Origin of the sequence: Synechococcus sp. MIT S9504, from assembly GCF_047497135.1 — a bacterium.
Classification (GTDB): domain Bacteria; phylum Cyanobacteriota; class Cyanobacteriia; order PCC-6307; family Cyanobiaceae; genus Synechococcus_C.
Genome location: NZ_CP138942.1, coordinates 2,414,321 through 2,431,504, shown reverse-complemented (window position 1 = coordinate 2,431,504; position 17,184 = coordinate 2,414,321). Strand labels below are relative to the sequence as shown.

13 protein-coding genes and 1 pseudogene are annotated in these 17,184 nt (G+C 52.4%); 10 read left to right on the top strand and 4 right to left on the bottom strand.

Annotation, left to right across the window (positions count from 1 at the left end; genetic code table 11):
- Positions 1-85: 85 nt before the first annotated feature.
- Complete coding sequence (locus SIB58_RS13490; RefSeq protein ID WP_067326817.1) at positions 86-1,075, top strand: hypothetical protein; 990 nt, start codon at positions 86-88, stop codon at positions 1,073-1,075.
- Positions 1,075-2,517: a cytochrome P450 gene (locus tag SIB58_RS13485; protein WP_067326814.1), complete on the top strand. Its 1,443-nt coding sequence runs from the start codon at positions 1,075-1,077 to the stop codon at positions 2,515-2,517. Before SIB58_RS13490 ends, SIB58_RS13485 begins: the two co-directional genes overlap by 1 nt.
- Here SIB58_RS13485 and SIB58_RS13480 read toward each other — a convergent pair.
- From SIB58_RS13480 to SIB58_RS13470, 3 genes are read right to left on the bottom strand one after another with little or no spacing between them, the layout of a single operon-like run.
- Positions 2,504-4,411 (bottom strand): hypothetical protein, encoded by a 1,908-nt coding sequence (locus tag SIB58_RS13480; RefSeq protein WP_414494664.1) that lies wholly within the window; start codon positions 4,409-4,411, stop codon positions 2,504-2,506. The genes SIB58_RS13485 and SIB58_RS13480 overlap by 14 nt on opposite strands.
- Positions 4,412-4,467: 56 nt before the next feature.
- Entirely contained in the window at positions 4,468-6,156 is a 1,689-nt protein-coding gene (locus SIB58_RS13475) for a GumC family protein (protein ID WP_414494663.1), read from the bottom strand.
- A 44-nt stretch (positions 6,157-6,200) separates the two neighbouring features.
- Positions 6,201-7,376 carry a polysaccharide biosynthesis/export family protein gene (locus tag SIB58_RS13470; protein ID WP_231884191.1) on the bottom strand — a complete coding sequence of 392 codons (1,176 nt, stop codon included), beginning with the start codon at positions 7,374-7,376 and terminating at the stop codon, positions 6,201-6,203.
- Between the two features lie 139 nt (positions 7,377-7,515).
- Here SIB58_RS13470 and hisS point away from each other — a divergent pair, with 139 nt between their 5' ends.
- Complete coding sequence (hisS, locus tag SIB58_RS13465) at positions 7,516-8,811, top strand: histidine--tRNA ligase (protein ID WP_067326861.1); 1,296 nt, start codon at positions 7,516-7,518, stop codon at positions 8,809-8,811.
- Positions 8,812-8,916: 105 nt separating this feature from the next.
- Here the strand turns inward: hisS and SIB58_RS13460 are convergent, their stop codons facing one another.
- Positions 8,917-9,309, bottom strand: coding sequence for a hypothetical protein (locus SIB58_RS13460; RefSeq protein WP_067326807.1), 393 nt, complete (start codon positions 9,307-9,309; stop codon positions 8,917-8,919).
- A gap of 102 nt (positions 9,310-9,411) precedes the next feature.
- Between SIB58_RS13460 and SIB58_RS13455 the strand changes: the two genes are divergently transcribed.
- The 7 genes and pseudogenes from SIB58_RS13455 (at position 9,412) to SIB58_RS13425 (ending at position 17,183) form a co-directional block, all read left to right on the top strand.
- Positions 9,412-9,594, top strand: coding sequence for an AbrB/MazE/SpoVT family DNA-binding domain-containing protein (locus SIB58_RS13455; RefSeq protein WP_082823404.1), 183 nt, complete (start codon positions 9,412-9,414; stop codon positions 9,592-9,594).
- A 1,064-nt stretch (positions 9,595-10,658) separates the two neighbouring features.
- Positions 10,659-10,820: pseudogene (locus tag SIB58_RS13450) on the top strand (GDP-mannose 4,6-dehydratase); the annotation flags it as partial.
- Positions 10,821-11,591: 771 nt separating this feature from the next.
- Entirely contained in the window at positions 11,592-12,614 is a 1,023-nt protein-coding gene (locus tag SIB58_RS13445) for an NAD-dependent epimerase (RefSeq protein ID WP_067326801.1), read from the top strand.
- 85 nt (positions 12,615-12,699) lie between these two features.
- On the top strand, positions 12,700-14,097 hold the full coding sequence (locus SIB58_RS13440; RefSeq protein ID WP_074162600.1) for a nucleotide sugar dehydrogenase: 1,398 nt from the start codon (positions 12,700-12,702) through the stop codon (positions 14,095-14,097).
- 51 nt (positions 14,098-14,148) lie between these two features.
- Positions 14,149-14,745 carry an acyltransferase gene (locus SIB58_RS13435; RefSeq protein ID WP_067326795.1) on the top strand — a complete coding sequence of 199 codons (597 nt, stop codon included), beginning with the start codon at positions 14,149-14,151 and terminating at the stop codon, positions 14,743-14,745.
- A gap of 3 nt (positions 14,746-14,748) precedes the next feature.
- Positions 14,749-15,900 (top strand): DegT/DnrJ/EryC1/StrS family aminotransferase, encoded by a 1,152-nt coding sequence (locus SIB58_RS13430; protein WP_067326792.1) that lies wholly within the window; start codon positions 14,749-14,751, stop codon positions 15,898-15,900.
- 167 nt (positions 15,901-16,067) lie between these two features.
- Positions 16,068-17,183, top strand: coding sequence for a Gfo/Idh/MocA family protein (locus SIB58_RS13425; RefSeq protein WP_067326788.1), 1,116 nt, complete (start codon positions 16,068-16,070; stop codon positions 17,181-17,183).
- Position 17,184 lies beyond the last annotated feature (1 nt).

Sequence of the window (17,184 nt, the reverse complement as noted above, 5' to 3'; positions counted from 1 at the left end):
ATCATCGTGCAGGCGACGCACTTACTTCCTGAGCGGGTTTGACCCCCGTGGCGTAGCGCATTATCAGCGTTTATTTGCGCGGCTGATGAAACAGCGTGGTTGGCGCTTGGGGTCTCGTCAGGAAGGTGAAAGGATCACCCGCTGGCCTTTGTTGGATCCTGAGGTTGATCAACAGTATGAGCTTGCTTTTTTGCATTGGGATGACATTGCCCGTGCCAACTGGCCAAAGCACCCCTGGCCGTTGCTGACCCAGTTGCTTGGATTTGCGCGGGCCTATCTGCTGCAGGGAGGAGTCGTGCGTACGGCGCGGTTGTGCCCTGGTGTGGCGCTTTGCGGGCTTTACCCCGTCATGGTTTTGATACTGGTCACGCTTTCAGCGATTGCCGCTGGAGTCTTGGCTGGCTTTCTCTGGCTTCCGTTGGTGCCGTTGGTGGTGGCTGTTGTGCTCTGGCAGGGCTGGCGGCTGGCGGATCGTTTGGGTGTGGTGTGGCTTTGCCGGTCCATTTTGTTCACCCATCGCCTTGGCAGCCTGAGAGACACGATGCTGCGCCAGCGGGTGCGGGAGTTAGTGGGGGCATTGCTGGCTTTGGAAGACAAAAATCCCGCTGATGAAATTCTGTTAGTGGGTCATAGTTCTGGATCGTTTGTCTTGGCGATGGTGGCAGCTGAACTGCGACGCCATCCCAATTCGATGGCAATGACGTCCAGGGTGTGTTTGCTGAGCCTGGGGCAGAACCTGGCCAATCTGGGCTTGTATCCAGGTGCAGGGGCTTTTCGCGATGATCTTCAGACGCTGGCGATGGAACCCTGCTTGCCCTGGCTGGATGTCACCTCCTTCGATGATTTGTTGTGTTTTGCTGGCGTGAATCCTTACCAAGCCTGCGGTTTGCCTGTGCCCAAGAGAGGTGGCAGTGACTACCCGCTGATGCAGCTGTTGAATCTGCGTCAAGCCAACGGTTTACAGCGCAATCGGCAATGGTTGGCCCAGCTGTTTGACCTTCATTTCGATTATTTGACCAATCCCGCTGCGGGCCTGGATCTCTGCGGGCTGATGACTGGAGAAATCACGATCTGATGGCCATCACACCCCCCTGGCCAAAGCCTTTGCCCTACACCGCCAATGTGCTGCGTCGCCTCAAGCGGGGATGGAGCAGTTGGTTTGGTTTGCTCAATGAATGGGATTTCCGCATCGCTCTCGGTGAGCTCAATCTTCTGGGCCTGAGAGTGTTTTTGGTGAATGATCGAACCCTGCTGAGGCGCGTGCTGGTGCAGGAGGTGGAGGCCTTCCCGAAGCACCCCTACACGCTTTGGATTCTTGAACCTCTGATTGGCCGAGCCATCTTTTCTGTCAATGGAGACGAATGGGCACGCCAAAGGCGTTTGGTTGATCAGGCGTTTCAGGTGGCGCAGTTGGAGCAGGTGTTTCCTGCAATGGAGGCTGCAAAAGACGCCATGTTGGAGCGCCTTGCGCAACAGCTCTCTGAGCAAGCCGATTGCAGCCAACAAGGAGCTGAAATCGATATCGAGGCTGCGATGACCTGGGTCACCGCTGATGTGATTGTGCGCACGATCCTCAGTAGACCGGTGCAAGAGGGAGAGGCCCGCGAGGTGTTTGAGGCCTTTGGGCGCTATCAACGCAAGGCTGCCCGGGCACTCATCTTGCGCTTTGCGCGTTTGCCACGGCGTTGGGTGCAGCGCTCGCTGGCACGCGATGCACTGGTGATTCGTCAGTGGATCCAAGGCGTGATCGAGGAGCGGCTTGCGCAGCCTGAGGCTGGTGTGAAGGATCTGCTGGGGGCCCTGCTTGCCGCCGTGGATCCACAAACAGGTACTTCCTTCACGGCCGAGGAATTGGTGGATCAGATTTGCTTTCTGTTCCTGGCGGGCCATGAAACTTCAGCCAGTGCCTTGAGCAGTGCCTGTTGGCTGTTGGCTCTGGATCAAGAGGCTCAGGGCCAGTTGCATGCAGAGGTGGCATCTCTCCCTGAGGTGTTGACGCACCAAAGCTTGAGGCAGCTGCGCTATGGAGCTGCGGTTTTTCAGGAAACCTTGCGCCTCTATCCGCCGGTGAGTTTCTTCATTCGTGAACGCGTTCACGAAGACACCGACCTCTCGGTTCCATCGATCGAATGCCCGCAGCAAGCACCAGCGATCAGCCGATGTCCGGTGGGATCGTTATTGACGTTCTCTCCTTGGGTGATTCATCGCCATGACGACTACTGGCCGGAACCTCATCAATTCCGCCCGGAACGTTTTCTGGATGGCACCGCTACGGACCAGGAGATCCTCTGTCGCAAAGAAGCATGGCTTCCCTATGGCTTAGGTCCGCGCAAATGCCCCGGAGCTGCGTTTGCCCAGCAGGAAGCCTTATTGGTGCTGGCTGAACTCATCAAGCACTTTCAGTTTTTTCCTGGTGATGACAGCTCAGGCCCTGAATGGACCGGACGTCTCACGTTGCGCAGTGCTTCGGGTGTTGCGTTGAGGCTCGTGCCGAGATCCGTCGTTAAAAACCGATGAGTAATCGTCCACCCCAGCGCACCTGTTCAGCATTGATCAACTGACCAATATCCAACAGGGAGGCGGCAGTACTTCCGTAGGCCTCTAGCGCAATGCTGTCAGTGGCATGCCAACGAAGACCCAGGGTGCCGTTGCTTTGGGACAGTTGATTGATGACGACATTGCCTTCGGGTACTAGCTCCCAGCCTGGGAAGAGTTGCAGATTGGAGCTGATCCCTAATCCCCAGAGGTTGCCTGCTCCGCTCAAGGCCACTTTCGGGTTGAAGTTGAACGCCAATCCCTCGGTGGCTTCCCAGGTGGCCATGGTTTCTGCAAACACATAGCCCTGGCCGCTGCTGCTCTCTTGATTACTTCTTCCCAGGGTGATCCGCCCACCTCCCCAGAAGGGAGCACCACGAAGAGGGCTGAAGGCGACGGCTTTGCCGCCGATACGCCAGTTCCAGGCCCCATCGTTGGCGTAGAGGCGGGCTTGGGGCGTGGTTTGGGGCACGTTGTTGTAAAGCCCACCACTGAAAAGAGTCAGCTGGAAGATGTTGGAAAGGGAATAGCCAACGAAACCATTGACGTTCCCGCCGCTATCGGCATTAATCCAAGCCTCTGTTTTGGTGTCCGGTGGTACCAGGGCGGTGTTGACTGTGAGCCCGCCTTTGGCGAGTGAATCCTGCCTTGGTGTGAGCGGCGCTTGTGGTGTGTCTGCAGTGCCGGGGGTGAACACGAAGCTGGCGGAGTAGCCAAGCCGGTTATCGGAGGGCAAAGCGAGCAATGCCGTGGCCGGTGTAGCCCCGAAGCCATTGGTGATTAAGCCTTTGAGCCCGATTCGTGGATTGAGATCCCAGTTGATCCCAGCGGACAGAATGGGTACGCGAGAAAAGACCAGATCTGCATCGAAGCTGTTGGTGCCGCTGCCGATTGGTTGGGCGATGCTGGCGGTGAAGCCCAGCTCCGGGAACGGTTGGAACAGAACTCCGCCGCTGACGTAGGGGTTGGTTCCATAGAACTTTCCAGCGCCACCCTGGCCAGAGCCTTGCGTTGCAGGCAGGAAGCTCACACCAGGGGCAAAGCTGAATTGCCACTGTTTGCTGGCTTGCCAGGTCGCCGGAAGGCTGAGGGACCCGACGAAGTTTCGGGTGAAGACTCGGCTGCCTGAGTCATTGAAAATGTTGGGGCTGGCGTTATCTCCCGAGTCGGAGAACGAGTCGTCTCCGCCACTGCCCACTTCCCAGGCTTCAAGTGAGCCACTGATTGCCAATTTCCAGTTGTTTTGGTTGAGAACTTGCCACTGGGCCGCGGCACCATAGCTTTGCCAGAAATTGGCTGGTTGTACTGCGAAACCCGTGAGTGGGGCGTTGAGCGGGTCATCGGCCTGACTTATAAAAAATGACAACATCAGGCTGTCGTTCAAGCCAATATCGAGGTTGATCGAATAGTTCTGATTGCCTGTGCCTGCAGCACTTTCAAAGGGCGAAATGGTTCCAAACGAGATGCGCCACTGATCAGCAGGCAAGGTTTCTGCTGTGGGGACGGAAGGTGAGAGTCGCAGCAGCGGTACGTAATCGCTGGGTGTCAGAGGGATGGCGCTGAGCAACGCTTCAGCTTCTTCCACGCTGGCGGGTGGATTGATCTCAGTTGTCGACGCAGTCTCCGACGTTGGGAGATTGGTTGCATCATCTGCATCAAGCAATTCCCAAGCCACAACCGTCGATGGTTGATCTTGTTGCTCCGATCCAGGCACAATTTGCCAAGAAACAGCCGTCAATGATGGATCTCGCTCGTCTGCCTCAGAGACGGGTTCCCAGACCACAGGAGGAGGGGCGATGACAGGAGAGTCGATGGCCTTCCACACGATCTGCGCCTGTGTTGGTTGAGGCAGCCCGCTTCCCACTCCGATTGTCAAAACGGAGCTGGAAAGCAGAAGCCTGCGCACTCTGCTTTGGAAAGAAGGTGTGTACTTCACCCCAGATCGAGTTCAGGATCCAGCAGCACCCAACCAGCAAGGGGAGCTCCCTGAAGAGCAAGTTTCTGGCTGAATTGTGAGAGCTGGGTGCGAGTGGCAACTCCTGGTGCAGCGAGCAGCAGTTGGGTGGCGCAATCGCTTGTTTCTCGCAAATCGGTACTCACAAGCAGCTTGCGTCCCTTAAGGGCGCGACGCAGTTCTGTACTGAAGACTTCGAGCTGATCGCTCGGCATGTTGCCCAAGGGGATCAGTGCGATGTCAGTGTTTCCACCGGTTTCTGCCAAGGGGCCCGAGGCGAGCAGGTCTGCTGCATCGGTCCAAGTGTCTTTGGCCATGGCTGGCAAGTGCTTAAGAAGCGGACATGGCAGCAGGCTTTGTAGTTCATCGGTGCTGAACACAAGGCCCGTACGGCGATCCACAACAAGAGAAGCGCCGCTGCCGAAAACGATTCCAGCTAGCAAACCAAGAGCCATAATCTTCTTTTTATGAGGGGCTACAGGGTTGTCGAGAAGCGTTGGTGTTGAGATCAGCTCCCAGGGTTCTTCGTTGCGTGCTTGCTCAAGAGCAAGAAGCTGACGTCCCCCTTCTAATCGAATTAAAGTAGCTTCATCTCGATTTGCAGTACGGAGCAATTCTCTGTAGTTAATCAATACACCTTTGGGTCGCTCTGCTGCCGCGAGTCGCGCCTTCGCTGCAGTGCGCTTGGCATAGAGATAGCCGTAGGTCTGACGTTTAAACAATTCAATGAGCAGCCGACGACGTTCTAAAAGACGACGAATAGAATCTTCCTTGTCGGTATATTTGGTGCGAAGTGTGGCTAGCTGCGTATCGAGTTTATCAAGAGCTTGGGGAAGGCCCTGAGATGCTAGTTCTGGGATATTGCGCCCCATGTACATCAAAGTTTCAGGATCATCATTGAGTGAATCAAGTTGTTTCAGCTGTTCATTAACACTACGGATTTGGTTAGCTGCTTGAATTCGGATTTTTTCAATGTTGATTGAATTTTTGATTTCATTATCGTCCTCTCCATTGCCTTGGAGAGCTGTGAGGTCTTGTTCGACAGCGAAATTCTGAGCCTCCCTGAGAGAAGTAACACTTTTTGTTTGATAGATATTGATTTGCTCGTCGAGATATCTGATAGCTTGGCTAATCCCTTTTTCTCGGTCTCGGCCCGAGTAGCTTTGATAAGCTTTGGAAATGCGATTGATTACAGGCAAAATAAGTTGTCTGTCAGTGTCGCGATATTCAAGATTAAGTACTGAAGTGCCTTTTTCAAGCTCGATGGATAAATTGTCTTTAAACCATTCTGCATATCGCCACTTGCTGGTGTCTTTGCCTGACTTGGCTTTTTGGGTTTTGACGAAATCGAAAATGGGTTTCAACACTGAGGGACTCTCAAGAATCTGCACTTCAGTCTCCAAGTTGCTGGAACCAGCTCCCGCACCAACAAGATTGGCTAGTCCTGGATTGGACTGCAGCAGACACATTGCCCCGCTTGATGATTTTGACTCGCTTTGAAGGACGATTTGAAACTGACCTTCCCAAACAGGTTTTCGAGTAAATGCATAAAGGCCCGACAGCACAAGAGTGGCCACAGTGATTTTTGCAATTAAAAATTTGTGGCGCAACAATGATTTTCCAGCTTGCGTGAGATCAATCTCGTCGTCGGCTTGCGCGCGTGACATGTTTACAGCTTGCTTTGACGAATCGCTTATTGTCATTTATCAATTTAGTTGAAAAGTGAATAAACGGAGTAAAGTCCGACGAACGGTCCGGTTAATTCATTCAAGACACTGACGCTGCCGCTAAGGAGAGAGTCTTGGACGCGAATTAAATCACCGGCTGCGAGGATAGGGTTATTTGGTGCGTCGGCAGCCGCGGCAGGTTGGTACGCAAATAATCTTCTATCGATAGTGCCATCTCGGTTGAATCGTACAAATTCGACTTTTCCCTTAAGAAGCTTGGCGCCGCCAGCTAACGAAATCGCTTGGTTAAGTGAGCTGCCTTGTGGTACAGTTATGCCTCCAGGTATATTAACTCGTCCCGTAACAAAAACCTCCAAAAATTGCGGACTTAAATTTGACTGTCCAGCCTTAAGTAGTTGTTCGCGAAGTACTACAGGGCTTTTTGCAATGTTTAGTACGTCGCCATCAAAAAGTCTTATGTTTTGTGACTCGTTTCCTTCTGTTATTAGAGAAAGAAAATCTAGATTCGTTCTGATCCGCCCTCCTCCAAGCCCTTGGGCGCGTCTTCGTGTGACCTGTACTTCTGAAAGTTTGGAGTAAGGCGTAATGCCCTGGGCAGTGCGGATGGCGTCAAATACTGTCGGGAAGAGATTTCCACTACTGCCTCCACTCGTCAATGTTGACCTTTTCGAGGTTACGCCTTCTCCAAGAGCATTTATTCCTGAGTCGACATCACCTAAATTGGTTGATGTCACGTCTTCGGTTATCGTCTGTACACCGCTGAGAGTGTAGTAGCCAGGTCGCCTAACTTCTCCGCCCACATAGACACGGATTGGTCGGTACTTAATGGGGCGCACGTACACCTGGGGGTTTCGAACATAAGTTCGAAATTGCTCAGTGAGGAAGTATCGAAGTTCCTCGACAGTGAGCCCTTCGACGTAAAGAGCACGCAGGCGTGGTATGTAAATGGTTCCGTCAGGACCAATTGCAAACGTTCCGCTGAGCTCTGGCAGATCAAGCAGCTCGATCCGGAGCCCATCTCCTGGTCCAAGAATGTAGGCATCGTAGGAGATCTGAGCTCGTTGCTCTAATGGGAGGGGTTGCTCCTGCGTAGTCGTTGTCTCTTCAATTTCAAAGATCTGCTCAGCATTCACCGCGACTGCCGGAAGAGCTATCAAGGCGCTTGCAGCGATTGTCGATAGGAAACGGGTATTCAGCAATGCTGAACCGATCAAATGCCGTGCGAATTTATGTCATTCCGACCCCAGATAAAAGTTGGTTGTGGCCAGGGGTGGAATTGGGTCAAGTGGAGGTGGTGATGCGACCATGCAAAATGGTGTTATCGAAGAAACAACAGGTGTGAGTCAACTGCAGAGCCTTCGTGGCATGGTCGATCTCCTTCCGGACCAGACTCGCCGTTGGCAGGTTGTGGAGGGTGTGGCTCGTGCTCATTTTCTGCGTTCTGGGGTTGAGGAGATTCGGACGCCTTTACTTGAAGTAACTGATCTGTTCGCAAGGGGGATCGGTGAAGCCACTGACGTTGTTGGTAAGGAGATGTATTCCTTCCTTGATCGTGGTGACCGCTCCTGCACGCTTCGTCCAGAAGGTACTGCCTCGGTTGTGCGAGCTGCCTTACAACACGGCCTATTGAGTCAGGGTGCTCAGAAGCTCTGGTACGCGGGGTCCATGTTTCGCTATGAGCGTCCTCAGGCCGGGCGTCAGCGTCAGTTTCATCAGATCGGAGTTGAATTTCTGGGCGTGAGTAGTGCACGCAGTGATGTTGAGGTGATTGCCTTGGCTTGGGATTTGCTTTCTGACCTGGGTGTATCCGGCCTGAAACTTCAGATCAACAGTCTTGGCACCCTTGAGGATCGTCAGCGCTATCGGCAGCAGTTGGTGAATTGGCTTGAAGCCCGAGTCGACCAGTTGGATGCTGACTCCCAGCAGCGCCTGAAATCCAACCCTTTACGCATCCTCGATAGCAAGCACTCAACGACTCAAGCATTGCTTGAAAATGCACCCACATTGCTGGACGCTCTAACCGACGACAGTTCTCAGCGTTTTGAGGCGGTCCAGCGTTTTCTTAATCAGCTGGAAATTCCGTTTCAGCTCAACCCACGGCTTGTGCGTGGGCTTGACTATTACGGTCACACTGCTTTCGAGATTACCAGTGATCAACTCGGCGCGCAGGCAACTGTATGTGGCGGCGGTCGGTATGACGGTTTGGTGCAACAGCTGGGCGGTCCTCACACGCCTGCAGTGGGCTGGGCACTTGGAATGGAGAGGCTGATGCTGGTGTTAGACGCTGCAGCTGCAGCTGACGCTGACGGAGCTGCTGCCACGCTCATCTCTGAAAAAGCTCCGGACCTTTATCTGGTGAATCGTGGCGATCAAGCTGAGGTCGTCGCTTTGAAGCTGGCCAGGCAATTACGAGCAGCTGGAGTCTCAGTTGAACTTGATGCCACTGGTGCTGCCTTTGGAAAGCAGTTCAAGCGAGCTGATCGAAGCGGTGCTAGTTGGGCTGCGGTGATTGGTGATGAAGAAGCTAAAGCAGGAGAACTACTTTTGAAGTCCCTGCTTGTGAACGGCGAAGAACACCGAGTTTTGCTTGATGATCCTGCTCAATTAATTGCTGTCTTGCAGGCGACCACTTAGTGCTATTTCGTTGATTATTGTGAACGGGCTTCAAATGAAAATTACGTGTTTCGAGATGGAGCCCAGCGACCACACTCTCCCAATTTTGGCTTAGCTTGATCAATACTAACTTATTTTGCCATGTCCAGCCATCTCGGCTGATCTATTCAAGGTTTCGCTTGGTGCGCCATCCCAGCCGCTGAGCAGATTTGCTGGGGTCGGCGACACTGATGCCGGCTCGCCAGGCCAACGATCGAAGATCGCAAAGGTGATGGAACGGCCGTTTTCGGCTTTCATGGCCTCAACAACCTCCAGAAAGGACTGTCCCTGGCTGCTGCCCAGGTTGTGTGTGAGCAGCTGCCGTGCTTCCGCCAGCAGGCAGTGAGTGCCATTCGCATTCACATCCCAATAGTGAAGTGGCTTCTCTGCAGACTCGCCAACAGCCTCTGGGTCGGCGTAATGGATCACCGCATTGCTCCCGGACGGGGCCTTGGTGACGGCTTGCTTAATTGAAGTCACGTCTGTCCTCGTAATTCGATTCGTTCGCCTCTATTGATCTGTTTGCTCTTGCCCAGCAGCATTGATTACTGATGGATCGTGCATGGGCAGTATGTTTTGCTGATGGATTTTTCGACTGTTACCCCGAACTATCAAGTTGTCATTCCTAAGCGAGTGCGTGAAGAATTTGATCTCAAGCCAGCCCAGGTATTGCAGGTTATCGCGATGCCTGGGGTTATGGGCTCTGCTCTGCTTAGCGGCGCAGCTCTTTCTGAAAGCCCTGAGGTCCTTTGCCATATGGATTAGCAATAAGTTGTGCAATCTCTCTAGCAAGAGCTGGGTAGTAGGTATGGCTGTTGAGTTTGTGGCTGCTGATCATCGCTATCCAGGTGCTTTCCGTGCAAGTGGGCAAAAGATCTCTCACAATTGCTTACCGCAATACATCTCGTGAGCCAGTGATTCCACCCACGCCTTGATCTGCTCAAAAATCTTTGAGCAGAAGCCAGCTGAGCTTGTAGGTGAACAAACCCCTGTTAATATTTGGGTTCAAGCTCGCTGAGTGGGCGGCTGGCAGTAAGAGACAGTGCTCATTAGAGCGTTGCCAAAGACTATTCGTAGTTCTCTAAGCATTGAAGCCAGCGCACATCGATGTCTGCCATTGAAGCCAATGCGCCTACTCCACATTGCTAAGCAGCTGTCGCTCATGAAAGCTTAAATCAAAAAGAGGACATCCCCCCCCCCCTTTGCAATAGCTGCGGACAATTGGCGAGGGTTAAGGCTTTCTTGGGCACAGTGCTTTGAGGCTGCTTTGCCCCTCGTTCAGAAACTGCTCCGGAATCAAGGTGCTGCTGAGTCCGATGTTTTCACCCTCTCAGTTAAATCAGGCGGATTTGCCCTAAGACACTGGCTGTTCATCGATCTCAGGGCACGCCTTGAGCTGTTGAGAGAGGAAGCAGGTCAGCTAAGGGGAGAAAGTGGCGCGTAGGCGTGTCGTTGCTGTAACGGTATTGTGTCAATAGTGACGGTAATTGCTTGTCCTCCCCAGCTTTTTTGGGCTGCATAGGTGGCTGCGGTGGTTATTCGAAAAGTGCATTGCCTCCAAAACGCGTTCAGCTGTGCAGCGTCGCCGTGGCAAGCTAAACGCCATCACGTCACAGCCGAGACGGTTGAGCTCAGCTCCTGTCCGCAGTGACCGCAGGCAGAGATGTTGTGCCTGCACGTCATTCTCAAGATTCAATGCCCCCCCCCTATTGCTGCCCCGCCACCAAAACCGCCCTAGTCACCGGCCAAGATGGTGGTTATCTAACGGAGTTGTTGCTGGAACGAGGATATGTGGTCCATGGGATTAAAAAGAGCAAACAGTTTTAAATACAAGCCGAATTAATCATCTCTATCAGGATCTTTACGTGGATAACCCTCGGCTGGTGCTGCATTTCGGCGATTTAACGGATAGCAGCAATTTGAACAGGATTATTCAGCAAGCGCAGCCTGATGAGATTTACAACCTTGGCGTTCAGAGCAATTTGGCTTGAGATGCTGTCTTGCAGGAGCCTGAGGGTTACGCAGCGGCTTGATACACCGGCAATCCCTAAGCGTTAAAAACTCTGAAAATTATGGAGTCGATTCAGGTATTGGATTTAACAAGTAAAAATCATCCGTGATGAAGAATTGCTGCAATTTTGTTGCTTTATTTTTGGAAGTGCTGCGAAGTACTCATCCCCTTTCTTCTGTTCGGCGCAGTCCCTAAGATGTAATGAATCTCTACCCTTGCTGAGTCATGTTGAGCTACTGCGGGGCTTATTGGATCTATACTTGTAAGGACATGCAGTTCGATTATGAGAGCTAGCGCCGAGGCGAACCCTTTGTGGCTCTGAGGATCCTCTTGGTCTGGTCCGGATCGATGCAGGTAATAAACAATTTATGTTCATAGAAATCTCGATTCGCTGAGGACTGGGTCGACGTCCGCTACCACGTGGAAATGCAGTGGCGCATACCTCAGCAGCAGTTACTCAAGAAGATTTTGTGATCTTTACGGGCTATCATGCAAGTTCCATTGAGACTCCATCAAACTCGACGGCATCCCTTAGAAGCAGCTGGAAGTGAGTTGTCTGACCGCCCTCGGCTGGCGGTCTCATATTCCCTTGATGAAGGCCTAGAGAGCCCGGTAATGTACTTTCGTCAGAACCTGGTGTATGAGTTGCTTCAGTCGTCGTGAAAATATCAATCTTCTATAGGCTAGTCGCGCTTCTAATCGTCTATTCAGAGGGTTGTGCCTGTTCTTTCTCTAAAAGTTTTTTTGATTAGTGACTATTCTCGTAACCGGTGCTGCCGGCTTTATCGGATTTCATCTGTGTCGCCGTTTGCTGGAGCAGGGAACGCCCGTTGTGGGGTTCGACAACGTCAATTCTTACTATGATCCAAATCTCAAGCGGGCGAGGATTCTCCAACTCGAAGACACAGCATCGTCAACAGGTACATCTTTCCTGCTGATAGAGGCTGATCTGGAAAATAGTGATGCGGTGCAAGCTGCCTTCGCTCAACACAAGCCTACGAAGGTGGTGAATCTGGCTGCGCAGGCAGGGGTTCGTTATTCTATTGAGAATCCTGCTGCTTACATACAGAGCAACCTGGTGGGATTTGGTCACATTCTTGAAGGTTGTCGCCAAAATGGCGTAAAGCATCTGGTGTATGCGAGTAGTAGCTCTGTTTATGGCGGCAATACGCGTATGCCCTTTTCCGAGCTCCACAGCGTGGATCACCCTGTGAGCCTCTATGCGGCTACTAAGAAGGCCAATGAGCTAATGGCCCATACTTACAGCCATCTTTATGGCCTAGCGACCACTGGCTTGCGCTTCTTCACGGTGTATGGACCCTGGGGCCGGCCAGATATGGCGCTGTTTCTGTTTACTAAGGCGATTTTGGGAGGTGAGCCGATCAAGGTATTCAATAACGGCGAGATGGTGCGCGATTTCACTTACATCGATGACATTGTCGAAAGCTTGGTTCGATTACTCGAGAAGCCTGCGGCCCCAGATCTGGCCTTCGATCCTGCCAACCCCAACCCGGCCACCAGCTGGGCACCGAGCCGAGTGTTCAACATCGGTAACAGCAACCCAACACCGCTGATGGATTACATCGAAGCAGTGGAAAGTTCTCTAGGCATCAAAGCCGAGAAGCAATTCTTGCCTATTCAGCCAGGCGATGTGCCGGCCACGGCAGCTGACACCTCCGCCTTAGAGGCATGGGTCGACTTCAAGCCCAACACGCAGGTCAAAGACGGCGTTTCGCGGTTTGTTTCTTGGTATAGGGAATTTTATCAAGTGTAATTCAGCACACTCATCCCCTCTTTTTCCACATCGTTCCAATCTTGTTCAGCCCACTCCCTAGCCCCGAGTTGTCCGGTGGTTTTTTATGAGTAGCACCACCCAGTCCGTTCCAGATCCAACTCTTGCTCCCCTTCCATCCCTCGCTACCTGCACAGTGGCGGTTATAGGCCTTGGTTATGTGGGGCTGCCACTCTCTGTTGCCTTCGCTACACCTAGTTCTTGCGTCCGCACCGGAACACCTCTGAGGCGTCGTGTAATCGGTTTCGACATAAATCAGCAGCGTCTGAGCGAGTTAAGCGCAGGTCACGACAGCACCCATGAGACCAGCTCTCAGGAGCTGGAAGCAGCAACAATGCTCGAGTTCACTTCTGATCCGTCCGAATTGGCGGTAGCGGATGTGTTTATCGTAACGGTTCCTACACCTATCGACAGCGCAAAGCGGCCCGATCTCACCCCCTTGAAAAAGGCTAGTAATACTGTGGGCTTGGTTCTGAAGCAGCGTTTTGAGCAGCAGCAGAGCCGTTGTGAAATATCGTGTTTTCCTCTGGTGATCTATGAGAGCACTGTTTATCCCGGCGCTACAGAAGAGATATGTGTGCCAATCCTGGAGAGAGCATCTGGTCTTATTAACAACAACGATTTCTTCTGCGGCTACAGCCCCGAAAGGATCAACCCTGGCGACACTGAACACCGACTTTCCACAATCACCAAGGTGACCAGCGGTAGCACTCCAGAGTCTGCGTCCTGGATTGACGCTTTCTACGGTTCAATTATTCAGGCCGGCACCCATAAAGGCGCAAGCATCCGAGTTGCTGAGGCTGCTAAAGTGATAGAGAATACACAGCGTGATTTGAATATAGCCCTAGTAAATGAGTTGGCTATTATTTTTCGCGAGATGGGTATCGATACGCTCGATGTGCTGGAGGCAGCGGGCACGAAGTGGAATTTTTTGCCATTTAGGCCCGGCTTGGTGGGCGGGCACTGTATCGGTGTAGATCCTTATTATTTGACTCACAAAGCTGAGCAGTTGGGTTATTACCCACAGGTGGTACTGGCGGGGCGGCGCATCAATGACGGAATGGGCCGTTGGTTGGTTGAACAACTTGTGCTGGAGATGGCCCGAGGTGGCCAAGTCATCTCCGGTGCCCAAGTCTTGGTTTTGGGGCTGAGTTTTAAAGAAAATTGTCCAGATCTTCGCAACACAAAAGTGGTGGATGTGCTGGAGGCCCTCCGGCGTTATGGAATGGAGCCTTTGGTTGTGGATCCGTGGGTCGATCCAACGGAGGCCGAGAGGGAGTATGGCCTTAAGGTCCTGGGCGAAATCCCCATGGGCTGCACCTGGCACTCGGTGGTTGCTGCTGTAGCCCACCGGGAATTTACTGCCCTGAGCGCCGAAAAATGGAGCCTTTTGCTTGAGCCGAATGGTGTGCTGGTAGATCTGAAATCAATCGTGCCAAGGGAGCTTGGAGCATTGCGGCTCTGAGAATGTGTCAATCACTTCTTACTTTCGAATTAAGAACTAGTGAAATCAACTATGAGCCATATCCACCCATCAGCCACGATTCACCCAACCGCTCTGGTGGATGATGGGGCCACAGTTGGTGCCGGCAGTAGGGTCTGGCATTGGGTTCACATAAGTTCAGGAGCTGTGATTGGTGATCGCTGCTCTTTCGGCCAGAATGTGTTTATAGGCAACCATGTTCGCATCGGGAACAACGTCAAGATCCAGAACAATGTTTCGGTATACGACAACGTGACCCTGGAAGACGATGTGTTCTGCGGTCCCAGCATGGTATTTACCAATGTGTACAACCCTCGCTCAGCTGTAAGCCGTAGGGATGAATACCGCGATACTATTGTTGAGACGGGAGCAACACTCGGCGCGAATTGCACGATTGTTTGTGGTATTCGAATTGGACACCATGCCTTTGTGGGTGCGGGTGCAGTGGTGAACCGCGAAGTTAAGCCTTTTGCATTAACTGTGGGAGTGCCGGCCAAGCAAATCGGTTGGATGAGTGCTTACGGCGAGCGAGTCGATTTACCGCTTGAGGGCAGCGGTTCCTGGACCTGCCCCCATTCGGGTGACGTCTACCAACTCCTCGATCAACATCTCACCCAAACACCCGTTTAAGCGATGCAGTTCATTGACTTAGCGGCGCAGCAACGCCAGCAACTGCCAGATGGGCGAACCATTCGTGAAGCCGTAGATGCGCGCATTGCTGGGGTGCTCAACCATGGTCGTTACATCCTCGGCCCAGAGGTAGAGGAGCTGGAGCACATCCTGGCTGAATATGTAGGTGTAAAGCACTGCATTGCGTTGGCCAGCGGTACCGATGCGCTATTAATCGCTCTTATGGCCCTGGGTGTTAAGGCTGGGGATGAGGTAATCACCACACCCTTCTCATTCATTTCTACATCAGAAACGATCGCCCTGTTGGGTGCAACGCCGGTCTACGTGGATATCGATCCAGCCACTTACAACCTTAATTCCATCAATCTGGAACCCGCGATTAGCGAGCGCACCAAGGCGATCATTCCGGTGAGTCTGTACGGTCAGCCGGCTGATTTTCTTGCCATTAATTCGATTGCCGAGCGGCATGGCTTGCCTGTGATTGAAGACGGTGCGCAGAGCTTCGGCAGCGAGCAGCACGGCCGGCGCAGTTGCGGGCTGAGTACCATCGGCACCACAAGCTTCTTCCCCTCGAAACCCTTCGGGGGTTATGGGGATGGCGGAGCTTGTTTTACTGATAGCTCTGAACTAGCGGAGCGCATGCGCCGGGTTTCGCGGCATGGCCAGTCGCGGCGTTATTTTCACACCGATATCGGTGTGAATGGCCGCATCGACACTCTTCAGGCTGCGATTTTGCTCGGCAAGTGGCCCAACTTCGCTCAAGAGGTTGAAGCGCGTAGCCGCATCGGCGCTGCTTATAGCCAAAAACTCCAGTCTGCAGGAATTGTCACAACTCCCCAGTTGAAAGCTGGTAACACAAGCGTCTACGCCCAATACACAGTACAAGTGGATCAGCGTACTGAAGTACAGGCTTCGCTCAAAGAGATGGGGATTCCTACTTCTGTGCACTATCCCACTCTCCTCAGCCAACAACCAGCTCTACGTTGTGTAAATGGCCGTGCCAGAAAATGTTGGCAAACGCCCTTGGCTCAGGCTGCTTGTGAGCGAGTCTTAAGCCTTCCCATGCATCCTTGGCTTAGCGATGATGATCAAGGCCGTGTAGTGAATGCCCTGAAGAATGCACTACAACAAACTTCTTTTGCTTCCTCTGCATGATGCTAATGGAATCTAATGGCTCGTCTCTTTTCAAGCTCTGTTTCAAGAAAAGTTGCGTAGCCGCCAATCCTTTATTAGCTGTCTTCAAAAGATTTGACAAATATGTCGTAATTTGTCATTACTGATCTCTGTTTTAATCCACGCTATCTGTCGCTTGAAAATTAATTATGCTCCACTCAATTACCCCAATTAATGGGCGTCGAATACGCATTGCAATTGTCGGTTGTGGTCGTATTAGCCGCAATCACATCAAAGCCATCGCTATTCACCATGACCGTGCAGAACTTGTGGCTATTTGTGATACTCAGCAAGAATCTCTTAGTCATGCACAGCAGTACATAGACGAAGTTTTTGAAGAGAACTCCGGAGCTCGATTGTATCCAATTCAATTCACTAGCTATAGCGATCTTCTTTCTGCTTCCGGTGCCGCCGGTACTACTCCTGTCGACTTGGTGCTGCTGGCTACTCCAAGCGGTCTGCATTCAGAGCAGGTAATTGCAGCAGCTAAGGCAGGGCTGCATGTGTGCACAGAAAAGCCAATGGCCACTCGCTGGGCTGATGGGATTGCAATGGTGAAGGCTTGTGATGAAGCTGGGGTGCGTCTTTTTGTTGTTAAGCAGAACCGCTTTAACAGTACATTGCAGCTGGTTAAACGACAGATTCAGGCTGGACGCTTTGGAAAGATCGTGATGGTGGCGGTAAATGTATTTTGGCAGCGGCCGCAGAGCTACTACGACCAAGCCCACTGGCGCGGCACTTGGGAATTTGATGGCGGCGCTCTGATGAACCAGGCCAGTCATTATGTGGATCTGCTTGATTGGTTGGTTGGACCATTAGAGAGCGTTAGCGCTTCTATGGCTACGTTAAGTCGCAATATTGAAGTGGAAGACACAGCAGCGTTGCAGTTGCGTTGGCGTAATGGTGCACTAGGAACGATGGCAGTGACAATGCTGACTTATCCCAAAAATTTGGAGGGCTCGATCACTTTGCTCGGCGAAAAAGGTACTGTGAAAATTGGTGGGAAGGCGGTTAATCAGATTGAGCACTGGGATTTTGCCGATGAAAGCCCTGATGATTCTCTCGTAGAAAAAGCTAGCTACGAGACAACGAGTGTTTATGGTTTTGGCCATCCTGTTTATTACGCTAATCTCCTCGATGCTCTTCAGGGGAAACAGGCGGCTCAATGTGATGGCCGTGAGGGATTGCGTAGCCTGGAGCTACTCATTGCTGCCTACCGGTCAGCACGTGATGGCAGCACCGTTCATCTGCCGCTGGAGTACTGAA